General features: G+C 67.5%; 18 protein-coding genes. 9 read left to right on the top strand and 9 right to left on the bottom strand.

Annotated features, from left to right (window positions below; all coding sequences use genetic code 11):
* Positions 1–65 precede the first annotated feature (65 nt).
* Positions 66–761 (bottom strand): C39 family peptidase, encoded by a 696-nt coding sequence (locus ACULPM_RS03800; RefSeq protein WP_445331642.1) that lies wholly within the window; start codon positions 759–761, stop codon positions 66–68.
* Positions 762–962: 201 nt separating this feature from the next.
* Positions 963–1,403 carry a hypothetical protein gene (locus ACULPM_RS03795; protein ID WP_445331643.1) on the bottom strand — a complete coding sequence of 147 codons (441 nt, stop codon included), beginning with the start codon at positions 1,401–1,403 and terminating at the stop codon, positions 963–965.
* Positions 1,404–1,461: 58 nt separating this feature from the next.
* Here ACULPM_RS03795 and ACULPM_RS03790 point away from each other — a divergent pair, with 58 nt between their 5' ends.
* On the top strand, positions 1,462–1,971 hold the full coding sequence (locus tag ACULPM_RS03790; protein ID WP_445331644.1) for a YaiI/YqxD family protein: 510 nt from the start codon (positions 1,462–1,464) through the stop codon (positions 1,969–1,971).
* A gap of 23 nt (positions 1,972–1,994) precedes the next feature.
* Here ACULPM_RS03790 and selD read toward each other — a convergent pair whose 3' ends face one another.
* From selD to ACULPM_RS03765, 5 genes are all read right to left on the bottom strand, one after another.
* Complete coding sequence (gene selD / locus ACULPM_RS03785; RefSeq protein ID WP_445331689.1) at positions 1,995–3,035, bottom strand: selenide, water dikinase SelD; 1,041 nt, start codon at positions 3,033–3,035, stop codon at positions 1,995–1,997.
* A gap of 134 nt (positions 3,036–3,169) precedes the next feature.
* Positions 3,170–3,541 (bottom strand): YegP family protein, encoded by a 372-nt coding sequence (locus ACULPM_RS03780; RefSeq protein ID WP_273395432.1) that lies wholly within the window; start codon positions 3,539–3,541, stop codon positions 3,170–3,172.
* 322 nt (positions 3,542–3,863) lie between these two features.
* Positions 3,864–4,496 carry an indolepyruvate oxidoreductase subunit beta gene (locus ACULPM_RS03775; protein ID WP_445331645.1) on the bottom strand — a complete coding sequence of 211 codons (633 nt, stop codon included), beginning with the start codon at positions 4,494–4,496 and terminating at the stop codon, positions 3,864–3,866.
* Positions 4,497–4,499: 3 nt separating this feature from the next.
* The gene (locus tag ACULPM_RS03770) at positions 4,500–6,269 is read right to left on the bottom strand and encodes a thiamine pyrophosphate-dependent enzyme (protein ID WP_445331646.1); all 1,770 of its coding nucleotides are present in this window, start codon (positions 6,267–6,269) and stop codon (positions 4,500–4,502) included.
* A 151-nt stretch (positions 6,270–6,420) separates the two neighbouring features.
* A complete protein-coding gene (locus ACULPM_RS03765) occupies positions 6,421–8,058 on the bottom strand; it encodes a class I adenylate-forming enzyme family protein (RefSeq protein ID WP_445331647.1) in 1,638 nt (545 codons plus the stop codon).
* A 391-nt stretch (positions 8,059–8,449) separates the two neighbouring features.
* Between ACULPM_RS03765 and ACULPM_RS03760 the strand changes: the two genes are divergently transcribed.
* The 6 genes from ACULPM_RS03760 to ACULPM_RS03735 all read left to right on the top strand — a co-directional run bounded on the left by ACULPM_RS03760 (position 8,450) and on the right by ACULPM_RS03735 (position 15,394).
* Complete coding sequence (locus ACULPM_RS03760) at positions 8,450–9,121, top strand: response regulator transcription factor (RefSeq protein WP_445331648.1); 672 nt, start codon at positions 8,450–8,452, stop codon at positions 9,119–9,121.
* Between the two features lie 133 nt (positions 9,122–9,254).
* Complete coding sequence (locus ACULPM_RS03755) at positions 9,255–10,286, top strand: sensor histidine kinase (protein WP_445331649.1); 1,032 nt, start codon at positions 9,255–9,257, stop codon at positions 10,284–10,286.
* A 248-nt stretch (positions 10,287–10,534) separates the two neighbouring features.
* Positions 10,535–11,332 carry an ABC transporter ATP-binding protein gene (locus ACULPM_RS03750; protein ID WP_445331650.1) on the top strand — a complete coding sequence of 266 codons (798 nt, stop codon included), beginning with the start codon at positions 10,535–10,537 and terminating at the stop codon, positions 11,330–11,332.
* Positions 11,322–13,430: an ABC transporter permease gene (locus tag ACULPM_RS03745; RefSeq protein ID WP_445331651.1), complete on the top strand. Its 2,109-nt coding sequence runs from the start codon at positions 11,322–11,324 to the stop codon at positions 13,428–13,430. The genes ACULPM_RS03750 and ACULPM_RS03745 overlap by 11 nt, the downstream gene beginning before the upstream one ends.
* A gap of 233 nt (positions 13,431–13,663) precedes the next feature.
* Complete coding sequence (locus ACULPM_RS03740; RefSeq protein ID WP_167930988.1) at positions 13,664–14,227, top strand: PTS sugar transporter subunit IIA; 564 nt, start codon at positions 13,664–13,666, stop codon at positions 14,225–14,227.
* 72 nt (positions 14,228–14,299) lie between these two features.
* A complete protein-coding gene (locus tag ACULPM_RS03735) occupies positions 14,300–15,394 on the top strand; it encodes a glycerol dehydrogenase (RefSeq protein WP_445331652.1) in 1,095 nt (364 codons plus the stop codon).
* Between the two features lie 387 nt (positions 15,395–15,781).
* On the opposite strand, the gene ACULPM_RS03730 is transcribed toward ACULPM_RS03735, so the two are convergent.
* Positions 15,782–16,087, bottom strand: a complete 306-nt coding sequence (locus ACULPM_RS03730; RefSeq protein ID WP_075280645.1) for a CDP-alcohol phosphatidyltransferase — start codon at positions 16,085–16,087, stop codon at positions 15,782–15,784.
* A gap of 109 nt (positions 16,088–16,196) precedes the next feature.
* The gene (locus ACULPM_RS03725; protein ID WP_445331653.1) at positions 16,197–16,865 is read right to left on the bottom strand and encodes an HAD family hydrolase; all 669 of its coding nucleotides are present in this window, start codon (positions 16,863–16,865) and stop codon (positions 16,197–16,199) included.
* A 260-nt stretch (positions 16,866–17,125) separates the two neighbouring features.
* On the opposite strand from ACULPM_RS03725, the gene ACULPM_RS03720 reads away from it, so the two are divergent.
* Positions 17,126–17,488, top strand: a complete 363-nt coding sequence (locus tag ACULPM_RS03720; protein ID WP_167930992.1) for a hypothetical protein — start codon at positions 17,126–17,128, stop codon at positions 17,486–17,488.
* Positions 17,489–17,841: 353 nt separating this feature from the next.
* Complete coding sequence (locus tag ACULPM_RS03715) at positions 17,842–18,525, top strand: DUF3800 domain-containing protein (RefSeq protein WP_445331654.1); 684 nt, start codon at positions 17,842–17,844, stop codon at positions 18,523–18,525.
* Positions 18,526–19,020: the final 495 nt, after the last annotated feature.

Below are 19,020 nucleotides of genomic sequence, written 5' to 3'. Positions count from 1 at the left end.
GGCGTCAGGTTCGTTTGGCACACGCCTCGTGTGCCAAACGAACCTGACGCCAGTGGCACGCCGCTTTAGGCGGGACACGAGAAGGCCCACAGGTTCAAGCACTGGCCGAGCACGCGCTCGAGGTCCCAGGGGTGCGCGCTGCGCTCGGCGCTGTTGGGGTCGTGCACGACGACCTCGCCGTCCTCGGTCAGGCCCGAGAGCACGACGAAGTGGCCCGTGGTGGTGAAGTCGCCGGGGCCCACGCTGCAGATGACGGGCCTCCCCGCGAGGAGCGCCTCGCGCACGGCGCCCGCGCTGGCGGGCAGCTCCCCGGAGACGAGCCCAAGCTCAGCCGCGCCGTCGCTCATGAGCGCCCACGCCGTCATCCCGTCGGTCGTGTAGCCGCCGCGCTCGGAGAAGTCCGCCATGGCGGCGGGGTCGAGGTCGTCGCGCCCGGTGAGCGACACGTAGACCATCGAGAGGCACGTGGGGCCGCAGCCGTTCTTCTCGACGGTTCCTCCGGCGTAGGGGTGGCCTGCCCACTGCTGGTCAATCTGGTAGAGGAAGGGGACCTCGCCCGCCCGCCAGTCCGAGCGCGGCGTGGAGCTTGCCGGCGAGGTGCCGCCAACCTGCCTCGTCCCGCCGGCGCTTGCCGCCGCGACGAACCAGAGCGCGACGGCAAGCGCGGCCGCCAGGGCCCCGACGATCCCGAGCGTGTGCGGCACCCGGCGTGCCCTCCTGCGATCGATGTACCTGCGCGGTGCGATGCGAGTCGTGCTCATGCTGCTCCCTTCGACGTGGCTCAGCCAAGCCTAGGGGCGCCCGCCATAACGGCGCATGAACCGATTGCTAATAGTTCCCTAAGGGTGAGACAAAGGGGGCGTGCGTGCCACCGGCGTCAGGTTCGTTTGGCACGCGACTCGCGTGCCAAACGAACCTGACGCCGGTGGCACGCACGCCCCCTTTGTCTCACGCCCCCTGTCTCACGGAGTGGCCTCGGCCACCATCTCGAGCGCACGGGTGACGAAGCCGATCTTCCGCTCGTCCGTGCTGCCGTCGCCCGTGCGCACGGAGACCACGGTGACGGCGATCTGGTCGTCCTCGCTCGGCTCGGGGCTGCCCATGAGGGTGGTCCACTCCACGGAGACGTCATCGGCGGAGAGCTCGCCGTCGCATGCGACCTCGTAGCTCACCGGCTCGAAGAACCTGGAGTTGGACTCGGCGGAGACCGTCGCGGTGCCCGGCGCGGCCTGCGTCACCCGCACGGTGTAGTAGACGACGTCCGCCTCCGAGCTCACGTACTTCTCGTTGGGCGAGACCGTCTCCTCAAAGACGACCGTGCCGGCAGAGGTGGCCCCGCAGCCGAGAAGAACGAGCGTGCACGCCAGGCAGATCGCCGCAAAAACCGCCGTCACCTTCTTCATGCGAGCCTCCCGTCGTCGTCTGCCCTATAGTCTAGTCACTCATCGGCGAAGGAGGCGCATGTTCCGCAACCGCACCCTCTACATCGACGCCGACGCGTGCCCGGTCACGCGCGAGGCGCTTGCCTGCGCGCGGCGCGCCCGGGTGGGCGTCGTGATCGTGGGCAACACCACGCAGAACCTCGAGCGCCACATCCGGCGCGACGACCCGCGCGACGCGGGCCACGCCCGTGGCCGCGACGCCACGCACGGCGGCTTCTGGGTGGACGTGCTCGACGTGTCCATCGGTGCGGACAGTGCCGACTTTGCCATCGTGGAGCGCCTGCAGCCGGACGACGTGGTGGTCACGCAGGACATCGGCCTCGCGAGCATGGTGCTGGGGCGCGGAGCGGCGGCCATTGGCGTGCGAGGGCGCGTCTACACCAAGGCGACGATCGACATGGACCTCTTCATCCGCCACGAGGAGAAGAAGGTGCGCCGCGCCGGCGGCCGCACGCGCGGGCCGGCGGCGTTCACTAGCGACGACCGCGAGCGCTTCACCCGCAACCTCGCCGATCTTCTCGCCCGGTGATGAGAAGGGACTGTCCCTTCGTATCACGCCACGACGACGCTCTTCTCGCCGCGCGGGATGGCGCGGCCGATGACCGCGGCGGGGAGGCCCTCGTCGCGCAGGGCGTTGACGAGCCGCTCCGCGTCCGACTCGCCCAGCGCGAGGAGCAGGCCGCCTGAGGTCTGCGGGTCAAAGAGCACGTCGGCGAGGTCGAGCGGAAGCGCGTTGTCGAGCGCCACGCGCGGGCCGAAGAAGTCCCTGTTGCGGTAGGCACCGGCGGGGATGAGGCCGAGCGCCGCCATCTCGCGGGCGCGGGCCATGACGGGCACGGCGGCGGCGTCGATCTGGAGCGTGGCGCCCGAGGCCTCGGCCATCTCGCAGGAGTGCCCCATGAGCGAGAAGCCCGTGACGTCGGTGGCCGCGTGCGGCCAGAAGCCCAGCTCGCGCGCCAGGCGAATCGGCGCCTCGTTGAGCGTGGTCATGGAGTCCGTTGCCACGCGCACGCCGGCGTCGTCGAGGAGTCCCCCCTTGTGCGCGGTGGTGAGGATGCCCGTGCCGAGCGCCTTGGTGAGAACGAGCGCGTCGCCGACCTGCGCGCCGCCGTTCTCAAGGCGCTCGTCCAGCTGCACGAACCCCGTCACGGCGAGGCCGTACTTGGGCTCGTGGTCGTTGATCGAGTGGCCGCCCGCGACCACGCACCCGGCGCGACGGCACGTCTCGGCGCCGCCGGCCAGGATCTGCCCGGCGACCTCGATGCCCAGGCAGTTGGGGAAGCACAGGAGGTTGAGCGCGAGCGCGGGACGCCCGCCCATCGCATAGACGTCCGAAAGCGCGTTGGTGGCCGCGACCTGGCCAAACAGGAACGGGTCGTCCACCATGGGCGGGAAGAAGTCCGTTGTGGCGATGAGGCCGCGACCGTCGCCGAGGTCCCACACGCACGCGTCGTCGGAGGCGTCAAAGCCCACCACGAGCTCCGGTGCGTCCAGACGCGGCAGCCCGGAGAGCACACCTGCGAGCTCGCCCGGCGCGATCTTGGCCGCGCACCCGGCGGCCTCCACGAGCTCCGTGAGCCTCACGCCCGTCATGTCCATCGCAGCCCCCCATCCGCTGAAAGCCTGTCCCAAAAACTCTGAGAGAAAAAACACGTCCCCAATTGACAGACGCCCCCGGGAGCGTAGGTCCCGGGGGCGTGCCGAGTCAACGTTCTTATCGCCAGCCGCTAGTTCTCGTCGGCGGCGAGGGAGGAGTCGCACTCCGCGCGCGTGCGCTCGATGCGGCGCAGCAGGGACTCCTTGAGCTCATAGGTGTGCGAGCGCGCGATGTCGCCCGCCTCGTGCGTGATGAAGCGGAAGAAGAAGTGGCCGTCGAAGTCCTCGTAGATGCGGAACTTGGGCGTGGGCTCGCGATCGAAGGCGTCAACGGTGCTGTCCTCGATCTCGGCGTTGGCGGCGGAGGCGCGCACGCACTCGATTCCGTGCAGGCACTCGTCCTTGGACGGGAAGATGATCGAAGACATGAGGATGTGCCCGTTGCTGGCGCAGAGGTTGAAGCAGTAGCGGCCCTCGTTCTCAACCACGACGTACTGACCCATGGAAATCACCACCTAAGTCGGTTTACTTGCGGATTACAAAAGCCTACCCCGCGCGAGCCCCTGCGGGAGCGGCGCGTTCGCGGACGGTCGGATTTGTTCGGGGAGAAGGGCATGACGCAGCGTCGGTGCGGGCGGCAAACGAGTCGTGGGGGAATACGGGCAGGAAAATGGGGTATGATTGCTTTACATCCCCCGAACGCAATGGGTTGGCGTGGTCGGGGGACGCGCCAGCCCACCAGACGAAAAGGGCCCCGGCCTCCCATGCGGGCGGCCGGGGCCACGTCGTTTCTGGCGCCGAGAAGGGCGGGCTGCCCCTCCCTCGCTAGCGCGCCTCGCCGCGAAGCGCGGCGTCGCGGCCGGCGTCGAAGGCCGCGAGGTTGGCCTCCACCGTCCTGGGCGGTACGCACGCGCGCACGGCGTCGCGCCAGAGCTCGGCGTCGAAGGGCAGCGCCGTCGAGAGCGCGCCCACGAGCACCACGTTGGTGGAGCGGGGGGCGCCGAGGCCGCGCGCGATCACGCCGGCGTCCAGCAGGTGGGCGCCCAGCTCGCGCAGGCGATCGTCCACGCGCTCAGGCATCGTGAAGTTGCCGATGTTCACGGAGACGGGCGTGATCTCCTCGTCGTTGACGAACATCGTGCCGCCCTCGGCGAGGTAGTGCTGGGCGCGCAGGGCCTCCACGGCCTCGAAGGCCACCACCACGTCGGCGCAGCCGTCGTCGCAGACCATGGTGGAGACGTGCTCGCCCAGGCGGATGACCGTGCTCACCGAGCCGCCGCGCTGGCTCATGCCGTGGATCTCGGAGACCTTGACGTCGAGCCCGGCGCCGGCGGCGACCGTCGCCAGCAGCTTGCCCGCGAGGATCGTGCCCTGGCCGCCCACGCCCACGAGGAGGATGGTCTTGGTGCCGTGCAAAAGTGCCTGTCCCCTTTGCACGCTCTTCTCGGTATCAGCCATTGCTTACTCCTTCGTGATGCAGCCGAACGGGCAGGACTGGACGCACTGGTCGCACCCGACGCACTGCGTGGGGTCGATCGCGGCCGTGCCGTCCTTGGCGCGCCCGAGGGCGGGGCAGCCGATCTTGATGCACTGGCCGCACGCGCGGCAGTCGCGGATGGTGGGCAGCTTGCCGCGACTGCGGTCGATGAGGCGGCACGGCGCCTTGAAGACGATGACGGAGAGGCGGTCGGTCGCGGACGTGGCGGCCTTGAGGGCGGAGCGCACGGCCTTGAGGTCCTGCGCATCAACCTCGACGACGTCCTCCACGCCCATCGCGCGGCACAGGGCGAGAAGGTCGAGCGCCTTGCCGGTGGGGTTGTCCAGCGGGCCTATTCTGTGCGAGCTGTCCGTGAGGGTGACGCCGTTCACGGGGTTGCCCTGCGTGCCGGTCATGGCCGTGGTGCGGTTGTCCAGGATGCAGAGGGTGCCGGTGCCGCCGTTGTAGATGGTGCCGAGCATGCTCGTGATGCCGGAGTGCGCGAAGGTGGAGTCACCGATGACGCCCACGACGGGGCGGCCGGTGCGCTCAGGCGCGCCGGCGAGCTCCATGCCGTGCGCCATGGAGAGCGAGGCGCCCATGTCGATGACCGTGTGGCACGCGCCGTAGGGCGCGACGGCGCCGAGCGTGTAGCAGCCGATGTCGCCGGTGACGATGGCCTTGAGGCGGCGCAGCTCGCAGAAGACGAGGCGGTGCGGGCAGCCGGGGCAAAACGCCGGCGGGCGCGGCGGGAGGTCCGTGGCGGGGTCGAGGTGCGCGGGCTGCTCCACGCCGAAGGCGGCGCGGATGAGCTGCGGCTTGAGCTCGCCGGCAACGGGGAGCGGCGCGGCGGGCGGCTCGGCGAGCTCGATGCCGAGGGCGCGCACGCGCGAGGAGAAGTAGTCGCTCGCCTCCTCGATGACGTAGCACGCGTCGACGGACGCGGCGAAGTCGGCGAGCGCGCGGGCGGGCAGCGGCCAGGCGAGGCCGAGCTTGAACGTGGAGGCCTCGGGCAGCGCCTCGCGGACGTGCTGGTAGACGGCGCCGGCGCAGATGACGCCGATCTTCTCGTCACGCATCTCCACGTGGTTGTACGGGCAGGTCTCGGCGTACTCCTCGAGTGCCGCCTGGCGCTCGTCCACGACCACGCGGCGCTTGACCGCGTTGGCCGGCATCATGACGTACTTGGGGATGTCGTCCGCGTATTCGCGCGGGGCCGCGGCCTCGCGCGCACCGTCGGCGGAGATGAGCGTGCGGGTGTGCGCGATGCGCATGGTCTCGTGCAGCATGACGGGCGTGTCAAAGCGCTCGGAGAGCTCGAAGGCCGCGCGGGCCATCTCGTAGCAGTCCTGCGAGTCGGCCACGTCGAGGCAGGGGATGCGGCCGAAGGCGGCGTAGAAGCGCGAGTCCTGCTCGTTCTGGGACGAGTAGCAGGACGGGTCGTCGGCGGCCAGGAGCACGAGGCCGGCGTTCACGCCGGTGGACGCGGCGGCCATGAAGGGGTCGGCGGCAACGTTCACGCCCACGTGCTTCATCGTGACGAGCGAGCGCACGCCGGCGATGGCGGCGCCGAGGCCCACCTCGAAGGCGACCTTCTCGTTGGGGGACCACTCGCAGTAGACGTCGTCCTTGCGCACGAGGGCCTCGAGCGTCTCGGTGGACGGCGTGCCGGGGTAGCCCACGCCCACGGCGACGCCCGCCTCCCAAGCGCCCTGGGCGATGGCCTCGTTCCCGGACATGAGGTGCTTGTCCATGTCTCTCCTTTCCTGCGGATGTACCGGGGGCAGCGGCGTGCAAAGGGCGTGCAAAGGGGACAGTCACTTTTGCACGCTAGGACCGAAAGCGTGCAAAAGTGACTGTCCCCTTTGCACGGTCCCCTTTGCACGCCGCCGCCCCCCTGCACGCCTAGTGGCGGGTCTCGCGGGCGACGAGGGCGTCGGCCCCGTACTTCGCGCGAAGCGCCGGCTTCTCTATCTTGCCCGTGGGGTTTCTCGGCACGGGGGCAAAGATGACCCTACGGGGCCGCTTGTAGCGCGGCAGCCCCTTGCAGAACCGGTCGACGTCCTCCTCCGTGAGGGGCGCGGCGTCCGGCTTGAGCTCGATGATGGCGGCGGCGATCTCTCCCAGGCGCTCGTCGGGCAGGCCGATCACGGCCACGTCCTTGATCGCGGGATGGCCCATGAGGTAGTCCTCGATCTGCACCGGGTAGAGGTTCTCGCCGCCCGTGATGATGACGTCCTTCTTGCGGTCGACGAGCCAGTAGAACCCCTCCTCGTCGCGCCGGGCCATGTCGCCGGTGTGGAGCCAGCCGTCGATGAGCGTCTCCGCCGTGGCCTCGGGGTCCTTGTAGTAGCACTCCATGAGGCCGGGCCCCTTGACGCAGAGCTCGCCGACCTCGCCCGCCGCCACCTCGGCGTCGCGCTCGTCCACGATCTTGCACTCCCAGCGGTAGCCGGGCACGCCGATGGCGCCCACGTGGTCGATGTTCTCCACGCCCAGGTGCACGCAGCCGGGGCCCATCGACTCCGAGAGGCCGTAGTTGGTGTCGTAGTCGTGGTGCGGGAAGACTGCGCGCCAGCGCTGGATGAGGCTCGCGGGGACCGGCTGCGCGCCGATGTGCATGAGGCGCCACTGGTCGAGGTGGTAGTCCTCCAGCCTCACCGTCCCCTCCTCGATGGCCACGAGGATGTCCTGCGCCCACGGCACGAGCAGCCACACGATGGTGCACCCCTCGCTGGACGCGGTCTCCAGCACCGTCTTGGGCGAGACGCCGCGCAGCAGCACGCCGCGCCCGCCCACGAGCAGGCTTCCCATCCAGTGCATGCACGCGCCGGTGTGGTAGAGCGGCGGGATGCACAGGAACACGTCGTCGTGGGTCTGGCCGTGGTGGCGCTGCTCCATCTCGGCGGCCTGCGTGAGGCTCTCGTGGTTGTGGAGGATCGCCTTGGGAAAGCCCGTGGTGCCGGAGGAGAAGTAGATGGCCGCGTCCTCGTGCTCGGAGAGGGGCACGCGCGGGTCGGCCGAGGAGCATAAGGAAGCCAGCTCGCGGTAGCTCTCGGCCCAGGTGGGGCAGTCGTCGCCCACGTAGAAGAGCAGGCGACCGGCGTGGATGCGGTCCACGATCTCCTCCACGCGACCGATGAACTCCGGGCCAAAGACGAGGATGTTCACGTCCGCCTTGTCCAGGCAGTACTCGATCTCGTCGGCGGAGTAGCGGAAGTTCAGCGGCACCACCGTGGCGCCCGACTTGAGGACGCCAAAGTAGAGCGGCAGCCACTCGATGCAGTTGTAGAGCAGGATCGCCACCTTGTCGTCCTTGCGCACGCCGCGGCTGAGCAGCAGGTTGGCAAAGCGGTTGGCCTTCTCGTCAAAGACGGACCACGTCATCTCGCGGCGGAACGGCTCGTCGTCGGTGGTCTCCACGAGGTCGTAGTCGCGCCAGGTGATGTGGCGGTTCTCGCGCCGCTCGGGGTTGACCTCCACGAGGGCGACCTCGCTCGGGTACTTCTCGGCGTTGGCGCGCAGCATGTCGACGATGGTCATACGGGGCCTTTCCGGTCTTGTCACACGTAGGGGACATGATAGACGCGGACGCGCCGGGAGGGGCGCGCGACTTCGCGTCCGGTAACGTTCATGTGACGTTGCGTTGCGATTTTGGGGGTCGTGGCAGTTTGGGGCGGACGGGCGTTGCGCGGACGGGGGTTATGGCAGCGGCGCGGCTGCCATAACCCCGAAAAGCGCGGCGGGGCGAGAAGAACGCGCAGTTGGCGTCCGGGACCGATTGCCATAACCCCTCTTCCGGCAACGCGCTAGGCGCCGGGATTGCCATAACCCCCGCTCACGCAACGCCCGCCGTTCGCACCTCCGTCCTTCTCGCCGCGTCGTGCCGCTGTGCTACCCTCGTGGCGAGAAGAGCCCGTGGATAGGAGGCCCCATGAGACGCCTTTTGGTGGTTGAGGACGACGCTCGGCTGCGCGACGAGCTCTGCGTCCTTCTCGAGCGCAACGGCTACGAGGCCGTGGCGCTCACGGACTTCGCGGACACCGCCGGCCAGATCCTCACCGTCGCGCCCGACCTCGTGCTCCTGGACCTCAACCTTCCCGGCGTGGACGGCCAGTACGTCTGCCGCGAGGTGCGCCGCAAGAGCGACGTCCCCATCATCGTGGTGACGAGCCGCGACAACGACATGGACGAGCTGCTCACGCTCTCCCTCGGCGCGGACGACTTCGTTCCCAAGCCCTACAACGACCAGGTCCTCCTCGCCCATGTGGCTACGGTCCTCAAGCGCAGCTACGGCGAGGGCGCGGCGGCCGCGGAGATATGCCACGGCGGCGTGACGCTGGACACGGCGCGCTGCCGCGTGAGCGCGGGCGGCCGCACCGCCGAGCTCACGAAGAACGAGCTGCGCATCCTGGCGCTGCTCATGCGCAACGCGGGCGCGGTGGTGAGCCGCCAGCGCATCCAGGAGGAGCTGTGGGCGTCCGACGAGTTCGTCGACGACAACACGCTCACGGTGAACGTCAGCCACCTGCGCGCGACGCTCGCGAAGATCGGCGTGGAGGACTTCGTGCTCACCAAGCGCGGCATGGGGTATCTGGTGGAGTGAGGCAACGGGCGCGTCGTGCCACTGGTGTGCCACTGGTGTCAGGTTTATTTGGCACGCGCAGCCGGCGTGCCAAATAAACCTGACACCAGTGGCACGCCAGTGGCAGACGCCAGTGGCACGCGAGGGAGGACACATGGGCTTTGGCGCGTACATCGCCGACCGGCTGGTCCCGCTGGTCGTAGGCACGGCGGCGCTCGCGTTCGCCGCGCTCGTCATGGGCGTCTACGGCCTCGACCCGGCCGCCGTGGCGTTTGTCTGCGGCGTGCTCGTGCTCGCCGCCGCCGTGGCCCTGCTGCTCGACTGGCTGCACCGCCGCACGTTCTACCAGCGGCTCTCCGACATGCTCGACTCGCTCGACGAGACGTACCTCGCCACGGAGCTCGTCGGGCGGCCGGACTTCCTCGAGGGCGAGCTCTTCTACGACGCGCTCGATCGCGAGTCAAGGGCCATGCGCGACCGCATCGCCACGGCGCGTCGCCTCCAGCGCGAGTACCGCGAGTACGTGGAGACCTGGGTGCACGAGATCAAGACGCCCATCGCCGCGGCGCACCTCATCGCGAAGAACAACCCCTCTCCCGAGGTGGACGCCCTGGATGCCGAGGTCGACGCCATCGAGGGCTACGTCGAGCAGGCGCTCTACTACTCGCGCGGCACCTCGCTCGAGCGCGACTTCCAGATTCGCGAGGTCCTCCTCGCCGACGTGGTGCGCGACGCGCTGCGCCACAAGGCCCGCACGCTGATCGGCGCCCGCGTGACGCCGGAGCTGGAGGGGCTCGACCTCACGGTGCGCGCCGACCCCAAGTGGCTCTCCTTCGTGATCGGCCAGGTGCTCGTGAACAGCGCGAAGTACCGCAGCGAGAAGGACGGTCGGGGTCGCGTGCGCATCACGGCCACGCGGCGGGAGACGGGCCTCGACGCGTGGGAGACGGTGCTCGCGATCGCCGACGACGGCGTGGGCATGCCGGCCTCCGACGTGGGCCGCGCGTTTGACAAGGGCTTCACGGGCGAGAACGGCCGGCGCTTCGCCCGCTCCACCGGCATGGGCCTCTACCTTGTGCGCGAGCTCTGCGAGAAGATGGGCGTGCGCGCCGCGCTGGAGTCCGAGGAGGGCTCGGGCACCACCGTGTACCTGAGCTTCCCCGACATGGTCGACAGGAAAGGGTGACGGGTGAGACAGGGGGGGCGGCGAGACAAAGGGGACAGGCGAGACAAAGGGGACAGGTTCGTTTGTCTCATGTACACCCCAATGAGACAAACGAACCTGTCCCCTTTGTCTCGCCTGTCCCCTTTGTCTCGCCGCCCCCTGTCTCACCTTACGAAACCATAAGGAAGCGATAAGCCCCGCCGATGGCACCGTCCTTCTCGCCGGGCGAGTATGGTCTTGTACCAGAACGCCACACGAGAGGAGCCCCCATGGCACCCGCTCACATCCGATCCGCCCAGCCTGCCCAGCCTGTCCTCGTCTGCCAGGACGTGGAGAAGCTCTATGGCACCCGCTCCAACGTCACGCGCGCCCTCGACGGCGTGTCCTTCGACGTTGCCGCCGGCGAGTACATCGCCATCATGGGCCCGTCCGGCTCGGGCAAGACCACGCTCCTGAACTGCATCTCCACGATCGACCGGCCCACCTCCGGCCACATCCTCGTGGACGGCCAGGACATCACCGCCCTGCGCCCCGGGCAGCTCTCCCGCTTCCGCCGCGAGCGCCTGGGCTTTGTCTTCCAGGACTCCAACCTGCTGGACACCCTCACCGCGCGCGAGAACATCGCCCTCGCGCTCACGATCAACCACGCCCCCGCCAAGGAGGTCGTCGCGCGCGTGACCGGCGTGGCGGAGCGCCTCGGCGTCGCGGACGTCCTCGACAAGTTCCCGCACGAGATGTCCGGCGGCCAGAAGCAGCGCGTGGCCGCGGCCCGCGCCATCGTGACCGACCCCTCGCTCGTGCTCGCCGACGAGCCCACGGGCGCCCTCGACTCCAAGAACTCCCGCCGCCTGCTCGAGAGCCTCGAGGCCCTGAACGCCGACGGCGCCACGATCATCATGGTCACGCACGACTCCTTCGCCGCGAGCTACGCGCGCCGCGCCCTCTTCCTCAAGGACGGCCGCGTCTGGAACGAGATCGTCCGCGGGTCCAAGACGCGCAAGGCCTTCTTCGACGAGATCATGGACGTCGTGTCCTTCCTGGGAGGGGAGGGGGCAGATGTACGCTAAGATCGCGCTCGGCAACGTCCGCAAGTCCTTCCGGGACTTCTCGGTCTTCTTCCTGACGCTCGCCGTCGGTGTCTGCGTGTTCTACGCCTTCGGCTCGATCACCGACCAGACTGCCGTCATCCAGATGGCGGCCGACCAGCGCCGCATGGTCCAGGGCCTCGCGGACATCCTCTCCGGCCTCTCCGTGTTCGTCGTCATCATCCTCGGGTTTCTCGTCGTCTACGCCAACCGCTTCCTCATCCGGCGGCGCAAGCGCGAGTTTGGCATCTACCTCACGCTGGGCATGGACATCCGGCACGTCTCGCTCATCGTGGTCATAGAGACGCTCATCGTGGGCGTGGTCGCGCTGGCGGTGGGCCTGCTGCTGGGCATCGGCCTCTCGCAGGTCATGATGTACGTCACGGCCGGGCTCTTCGAGGCCACGATCAAGGGCTTCGTCTTTGCCTTCTCGCCGTCCGCGTGCCTCTCCACGATGGCGTGCTTCGCGGGCATCTTCCTCGTGACGCTCGTCTTCAACGTGACCACGGTCAGCCGCTACAAGCTCATCGACCTCATCAACGCGGACAAGGTGAGCGAGAAGGTCCGCCTGCGCAGCCTGCCGCTCTCCGTGGTGCTCTTCCTCGTGTCGCTCGCGCTCATCGGCGTGGCGTACAAGGTCCTGCTCGAGCACGGCATGATGGAGGAGGGCCCGTACTTCGCCATCGCCACGGGCCTGGTCACGGTGGGCACCCTGCTCTTCTTCTTCTCAATCTCCGGCTTTGCCCTCCGCGCGCTCCAGGCGAGTCCCCGCGCCTACCTCTCCGGCCTCAACATGTTCGTGATGCGCCAGCTCAACAGCCGCATCAACACCGCGTGGCTCTCCGTCTCCCTGGTGTGCGCGATGCTCTTCCTCGCCATCTGCGGCGTGTGCACGGGCTTCTCGGTTGCCACGGGCATGAACGAGAGCCTCAAGGTGGGGACGCGCTACGACATGTCGCTCGTGAGCTACCCCATGGGCATGGCCTCGGCGCTCGTCTCCGCCGACCCCGAGGAGGGCCCCGCCGCTGCGGACGGCTATGACGCCATCGCCCGCCTGCGCGCGGACATCCCCGACTACGACGAGCTCTTCTCGGAAGCCGTCCAGGTCAACCAGTACACCTACGACGCCGAGGGCAACCTGCTCGTGGACACCACGGTGGAGGAGCTCTTCGCCAACACGGACTTCACGGGCAACGCCACCATGCAGACCATGATGCAGGGCAACACGGACCAGCACCTCGTCATCGTGCCGGTCTCGCAGTACAACGCCCTGGCCCAGATGCTGGGCGAGAAGAACGTGGAGCTCGCGGCCGACGAGTGCCTGCTCTGGAACGACATGTCGTCCCTCGACGAGCTCTGGGAGGCCGTGGTCGCGCAGAACCCCGAGGTCGAGGTCCAGGGCAAGACGCTGCGCTTCGCCGCGGAGCCGCTCGCGCGCCTGCCCTTCTCGGACTCGAGCGCCGGCGGGACGGTGTCGGGCGCGCTCGTCGTCCCCGACGACCTGATTCCGGCTGACGCCGGTCCCACCTCGACCGTGGTGAACCTCATGTACGCGGGCGAGCGCGCGGAGGTCGAGCCCGCTGCCGTCACCGCGATTGACGAGGCCTACGGCGACATCATGGGCCAGGGCTCCACGCTCGACGCCTGGCCGGTCTGGATGCGCACGACCGCCCAAGGCCTGCTCGACCAGGCCTCCGGCACCACCGTCGTGGTCACCTACCTGGCCATCTACATCGGCGTGGTCCTGCTCGTGAGCTGTGCCACGGTGCTCGCCCTGCAGCAGCTCTCCGAGGCGGCGGACAACGTGGGCCGCTACCGCGTCCTCGCCGAGCTCGGCGCCGAGCGGCGCATGATCAACCGCGCGCTTCTCGCCCAGGTGGGGGTGTACTTCCTCTTCCCGCTGGTCGTGGCCGTGGCGCACGCGGCCGTGGCGCTCAGCGTGGTGAACGACATCGTGGCGCTGCTCACGGGCTTTCAGATCGGCACGGCGCTCGTGGGCACGGTGGCCTTCGTGGTGGCGCTCTACGGCGGCTACTTCCTCGTGACCTACCTCACCTCGCGCAGCCTCATCGTGCGGTAGCGCAAGGCGAGACAGGGGGGCCGGGTACGGCGAGACAAAGGGGACGGGTTCATTTGTCTCATCGAGTTCATGAGACAAATGAACCCGTCCCCCTTGTCTCACCGTCCCCCCTTGTCTCGCCGTACCCGTCCCCTTTGTCTCGCCCCCTTTTGCGCCGCTGGCCGAATGAACCTGAAACACGCATGCAACATCGGTACCATGAAGCAATGGAAGGGAAGAGACAGGAGGTACCCATGGGACTGTTCGATAAGATCAAGAGCAAGTTCGTCTCTGACGACGGCACGTTCACGCCCCCCGAGGCGTCGTTCGCCACCCGCCCGGACACCGTGTACGCCCCCGTCTCGGGCGTGCTCATCCCGCTCGAGGAGGTCAACGACGAGATCATCTCCGCCGGTCTCATCGGCAACGGCTACGGGATCCTCCCCACCGGCAACGGCGTGCTCTACTCGCCGGTCAACGGCCGCATCGGGGCCACCACGGTGACCAACCACTCCATCGGCATCGCCACGCACGAGGGCATCGAGGTCCTCATCCACATCGGCATCGGCACGGTCAACATGAAGGGCAAGGGCTTCAAGCGCCTGGTCGAGGCCAACGACGAGGTCCACGCCGGCCAGCCGATCATGCTCTTCGACGTCGACGCCATCAAGCTCGCCGGCTACGACGAGGTCATCGCCTGCGTCATCTCCAACCCGGACGCCTTTGCCAAGATTCGCCACGTCGGCGCCTCGGGCACGCTCATCGGCGACCGCCCGCTCGTCAAGATCGGAGACCCGCTCCTCGTGGCGAAGAAGTAGCGGTACAATCACGCGGTCACGGGGCCCCGCATTCGTGCGGGGCCCCTTTCACGAAGAGAGAGGATCTTGCACATGGCACGCATCTTCATCAGCCCCAGCAAGTACGTCCAGGGCCCCGGCGAGCTCACCCGCCTCGGCGAGTACGTCAGGGCCTACGGCGACCACGCGCTCGTGGTCATCTCCGAGGGGGGACTCCGCCGCTCCGGTGACGTCATCACCGCGAGCCTCGAGGCCGCGGGCGTGGCGCGCACCTACGACAACTTCAACGGCGAGTGCTCCCAGGCGGAGATCGACCGCCTCGTGGAGGTCTTCCGCGCGTCCGGCGCCGACTTCGTCGTGGGCGTGGGCGGCGGCAAGATCTTCGACACCGCCAAGGCCGTGGCCGCCGCCGTCGACGTGCCCGTGGTGATCGTGCCCACCATCGCCGCCACGGACGCCCCGTGCTCCGCGCTCTCCGTCATCTACACCGACGACGGCCAGTTCAAGGAGTACCAGTTCTTCAAGCAGAACCCCAACCTCGTCCTCATGGACACCGACGTCATCTCCAAGAGCCCGGTGCGCCTGACGGTCTCCGGCATGGGCGACGCGCTGGCCACCTACTTCGAGGCCCGCGCCTGCAAGCGCTCCGACGCCACCACCTGCGCCGGCGGGCACGTGACCGAGGCCGCCATGGCGCTCGCCCGCCTGTGCTACGAGACGCTCATCTCCGACGGCCTCAAGGCTAAGCTCGCGCTGGAGGCCGGCGCCTGCACCGAGTCCGTCGAGAAGATCATCGAGGCCAACACGCTGCTCTCCGGCCTGGGCTTCGAGTCCGCGGGCCTTGCCGGCGCGCACGCCATCCACAACGGCATGACCGCCCTGCCCGAGACCCACGCGTTCTACCACGGCGAGAAGGTCGCCTTCGGCACGCTCACGCAGCTCGTCCTGGAGAACGCCGAGGAGCTCTACGAGGTGCTCGACTTCTGCGTGGAGGTCGGCCTGCCTGTGACGTTCGCGCAGCTCGGCGTCGAGGACGCGAGCTGGGAGCGCGTGCTCGAGGTGGCCAAGCTCGCCTGCGCGCCCACCGACACCCTCGGCAACATGCCCTTCGAGGTCACGCCCGAGAAGGTCGCCTCCGCCATGCTCGCGGCCGACGCCTACGGTCGCGCCGCCCTCGGCGAGGAGTAGCTCGGCGGCCCGAGGTTCTTCTCGCCCCGGCGTCCGGACGCGCGGAGTCCCGGCTTTCGGCTCCTCCGGCTCCCGGCTCCCGCCGCTCAGGCGTTGGCCTTTCCGGGGTTATGGCAATTAACCCGTCGCCCGCGTTGCCCGATGGGGGGTTGTGGCAGTTTTCGACCTGCCACAACCCCCGATTCCGCAACAGGGCGAGAAGAACGCCCAGTTGACGCTCCGCCGCGACTGCCATAACCCCCATCTCCGCAACGCGTCGGAGCCGCAAATTGCCATAACCCCCGAACCCGCAACGCGGCCCCGCGGCACGTCCCCTCGGCACAGAAACGGGGCCGGAACCCTGAGGCTCCGGCCCCGTCGCAGGTGCGGGTGACGATTGGTGAGGCGTCAGTCCTTCTCGCCGGAGATGGAGGCGTAGAAGGTCGCGTGATCGAAGACGTCCTTGATGGTCTTGCCGTGGATGAAGGGGAGGGCGAGGAACTCGTCAACGGTGGGGACGAGCTCGGAGCAGTCGACGAAGTGGTCCTTCTCGTTGCGGCGGCTCGTGTCCTGCGCGCGCCAGGACTCGAAGTTGCAGTCAGTCAGGTAATAGATGGCGGAGCCGGTCTTCATGTAGACCGAGTGGTTGCAGTGCAGGTACTCGGCCAGCTCGTCGTAGTTGATGTCGAGGGCCTCTGCTGCCTTCTTTCCCATGGCGGTTCCTTTCTCCGGAATACCAAATGGACGATAGACAAACTATAACCCGTCTCGCCGCCTGTTATGCGTCTGTTCCCGAAATGTTAGGTGAGCGTAGCCTCTGCGGTCACTGAGCGCTGGCGAGAAGAACGCGCTCCAGCTCGTCAGGCGTGTCCACGAAGGTGGTCGCCCCCGCCGCCACGAGCTCGTCTCGCCCGCGGAATCCCCACGTACATGAAATGCAGCTGCACCCGACGGCCTCGGCGGTCTGCACGTCGACCTCGGAGTCGCCCACGTACGCCATGCCCTCGTGCGTGACGCCCATGCGCCCGAGCGCTGCCTCCACCATGTCCGGGGCTGGCTTCTTGCGGATGCCGGCCGCCTCGTTCTCCCCGAGCACCGCGTCGAAGGCGCCCGGGAACTGCCGCGCGATCAGCTCCTGCACGGCGAAGTCGCCCTTGTTGGAGACCACGGCCAGGCGCACGCCTGCGGCGCGCAGGTGGGCCAGGAGCTCGGGGATGCCGGGGTAGGGGCCGGTGTGGTCCTCGCAGTGGGCGGCGTAGTGAGCGCAGAAGTCCTCGTAGACGGCCCCCTCCGTGGCGGCGTCCGTGCCGGCGGGCACGGCCCGGTGGATGAGCAGGCGAATGCCGTTGCCCACGAAGCGGCGCACGTCGTCGATGGAGTGCGGCGGCATGTCGTGCGCGGCGAGCGCCGCGTTGGTGGAGAGGTGCAGGTCCTCGAGGGTGTTCAGGAGGGTTCCGTCAAGGTCGAAGACGACGGTCTGGTATGCGGGCATGTGCGCTCCTTCGGTTGGCCGGCGCTAGGGTAGCACGTACGACGGGGGAGCGTCTTAATTATCACGTGCTTCTTCATGACGCCGATGAGCACCGAGGAGCGATGGGATCTCATCGAGGAGTACTTCCTTGGAAACGACGACTATGTCGCCGCGCGGCTTGGGCTTGAACCCACTACTGGAGGCTTGCCTGATGATGAGGTAACGACAGAGGTGAGGTTCAGAGGAAAAAGAAGTTTTTTACTGGCCTCTACGCAACGGTGATGAATGAGGGGATGGGCTTTCCGCCACAGCCATACTTCAGGATTTGGAGGAGCCTTATCAAGGGTGATGTCCAGCCTGAGGAACAGGCCGATCTCGACAGGCTGCGGGCTGCCACCAAAGGTGCTCGCTATGAGTATCCGTCTCTGAACCCAGAACTCAGGATAGAGAGCACTGGAGAGACGCTTCATCCGCTGCTCGCCTGGAAGGAGCACCGCGTACTTCTCTTCAGGCTGAGGTCGGCAGCGGAGTATGACCTTGCCAGGAAAACGGATTGGACGCCGTACTTGCTCGGCCAGGGAGAGTCGATCGTCAAACTAGTTGATGACATTCAGACAAGGAAGCATAGGAACAACGAGGAATGACGTGAGCCGACGCCTGAGCCCGCGGTGGAGGCTACGTCGCAGCACCTGCCCGTCCTTCTCGCCAGCAGCTTGACTCCATCGAGGTCGGCGACGTCGTGCGCCACAAGGCGTTCGGCCAAGGTACGGTGGTGAGTCTCGACGAGGGCTACATCGTCGTTCATCTGGGCGGCAAGGACCGCATGTTCGCGTTTCCTGGTGCTTTTGAGCAGGGATTTCTGGGATTGTAGGCCATCTGAGGTGGCAGCGCGTTTGGAGCGCCCCCAGTGTGGTATAAGAGAAGTGGGCCCTTCGGGGTCTTCCAAGCGCCGGGGGCGTTTCCCCCGGCATTTTTTATATCGAGAGGGGGGGTTGAGTTGCGAGAACTGAGCGTCTTCGTAGACGAGTCTGGAGCCGACGGCCTGGACTCAGACTACTACCTTCTGACACTTGTGTTCCATGACCAGAGTGCTCCTCTGGTTGACAGCGTTTCTCGGTATGAGCGGAGCCTTGTGGCGCGCGGCCTCCCCAATCTGCCCTTTCACGCCTCGCCCCTGATGAACGGGCACGACGACTACTCCTTTATGAGCGTTGAAGATAGGCTGCGGCTTCTTGCGGCGTTTCGCGTCCTGTTCCGATACCTCCCCATCCGCTACAAGACCTTCTCGTACCGGAAGCGTGAGTTCTCGGATGCTGAGCACCTCTCCGAGCGGATGCGTCGGGATGTGGTCAACTTCCTTTTTGATAACCTCGACTATCTGCAGCAGTTTGACCGGGTGAAGGTCTACTACGACGGTGGCCAGCACGCGGTGACGCAGGCGATTCACGATGCGCTCGAATACGCGCTCGCCCGCGAGGCTGTGGTGTTTCGAGCTGCCTCGCCTTCAGAATACCGACTCGCGCAGGCGGCCGACTACGCCTGCGCGGTCGAGCTGACGGCGCTCAAGTACCAGGCCCATGAAGAGACCGCCACTGATCGTCGCTTCTTTGGCTCGTGGGGTATGTTCAGAAGAAATGTCCTCAAGACGGTACGCAAGAAGGTGTTCGTCGATACTCCGTAGGGTCCTTCTCGGCGCTTCGGTTAAATGGACCGGCCCTGCTCGTTCCCCGGGGCCTTTGAGCAGGGGTTTACGGGCTGAAGCTGAAGGAACGATCGGCGTAGCCTTTCGTCTCCAAGCCCAGGGGGGTTGCATGAGGTTCGGTTTTGCTGGCTGCGGTGCGCGGCTGGCGTTCGTGACATGCTCGGTTCTGCTGGCGGTGCCGCCCGCTCTTGCTTTCCCGCGACGGTAGGAGCTACACCTGAGTAAGAGCAGTAAGTTCTGAGTCTACTTATCGACTGGCGCATACATTGGCAGAGCTGGGCTGCCAATTCTGGAGGCTGCCACGAACGAAGCGATTGCCTCCGCACTCTCCAAGGGTGCGCACCGCTTCTTTGACGAGCTGCATCGTCCGCGTGATTATTGTCGTCCGGTTACGCTCGCTCGCCGCGCACGTCGCCCGTAGTACAATCACCCCCGCTGTGACGTGCGCCGTTTACGTGCGCCGCGGCCATCCGG

This window comes from Thermophilibacter sp. ZX-H3 (assembly GCF_052599055.1).
Note: the sequence above shows the minus strand (reverse complement) of the source record. Positions and strands in the feature narration are given on the sequence as shown.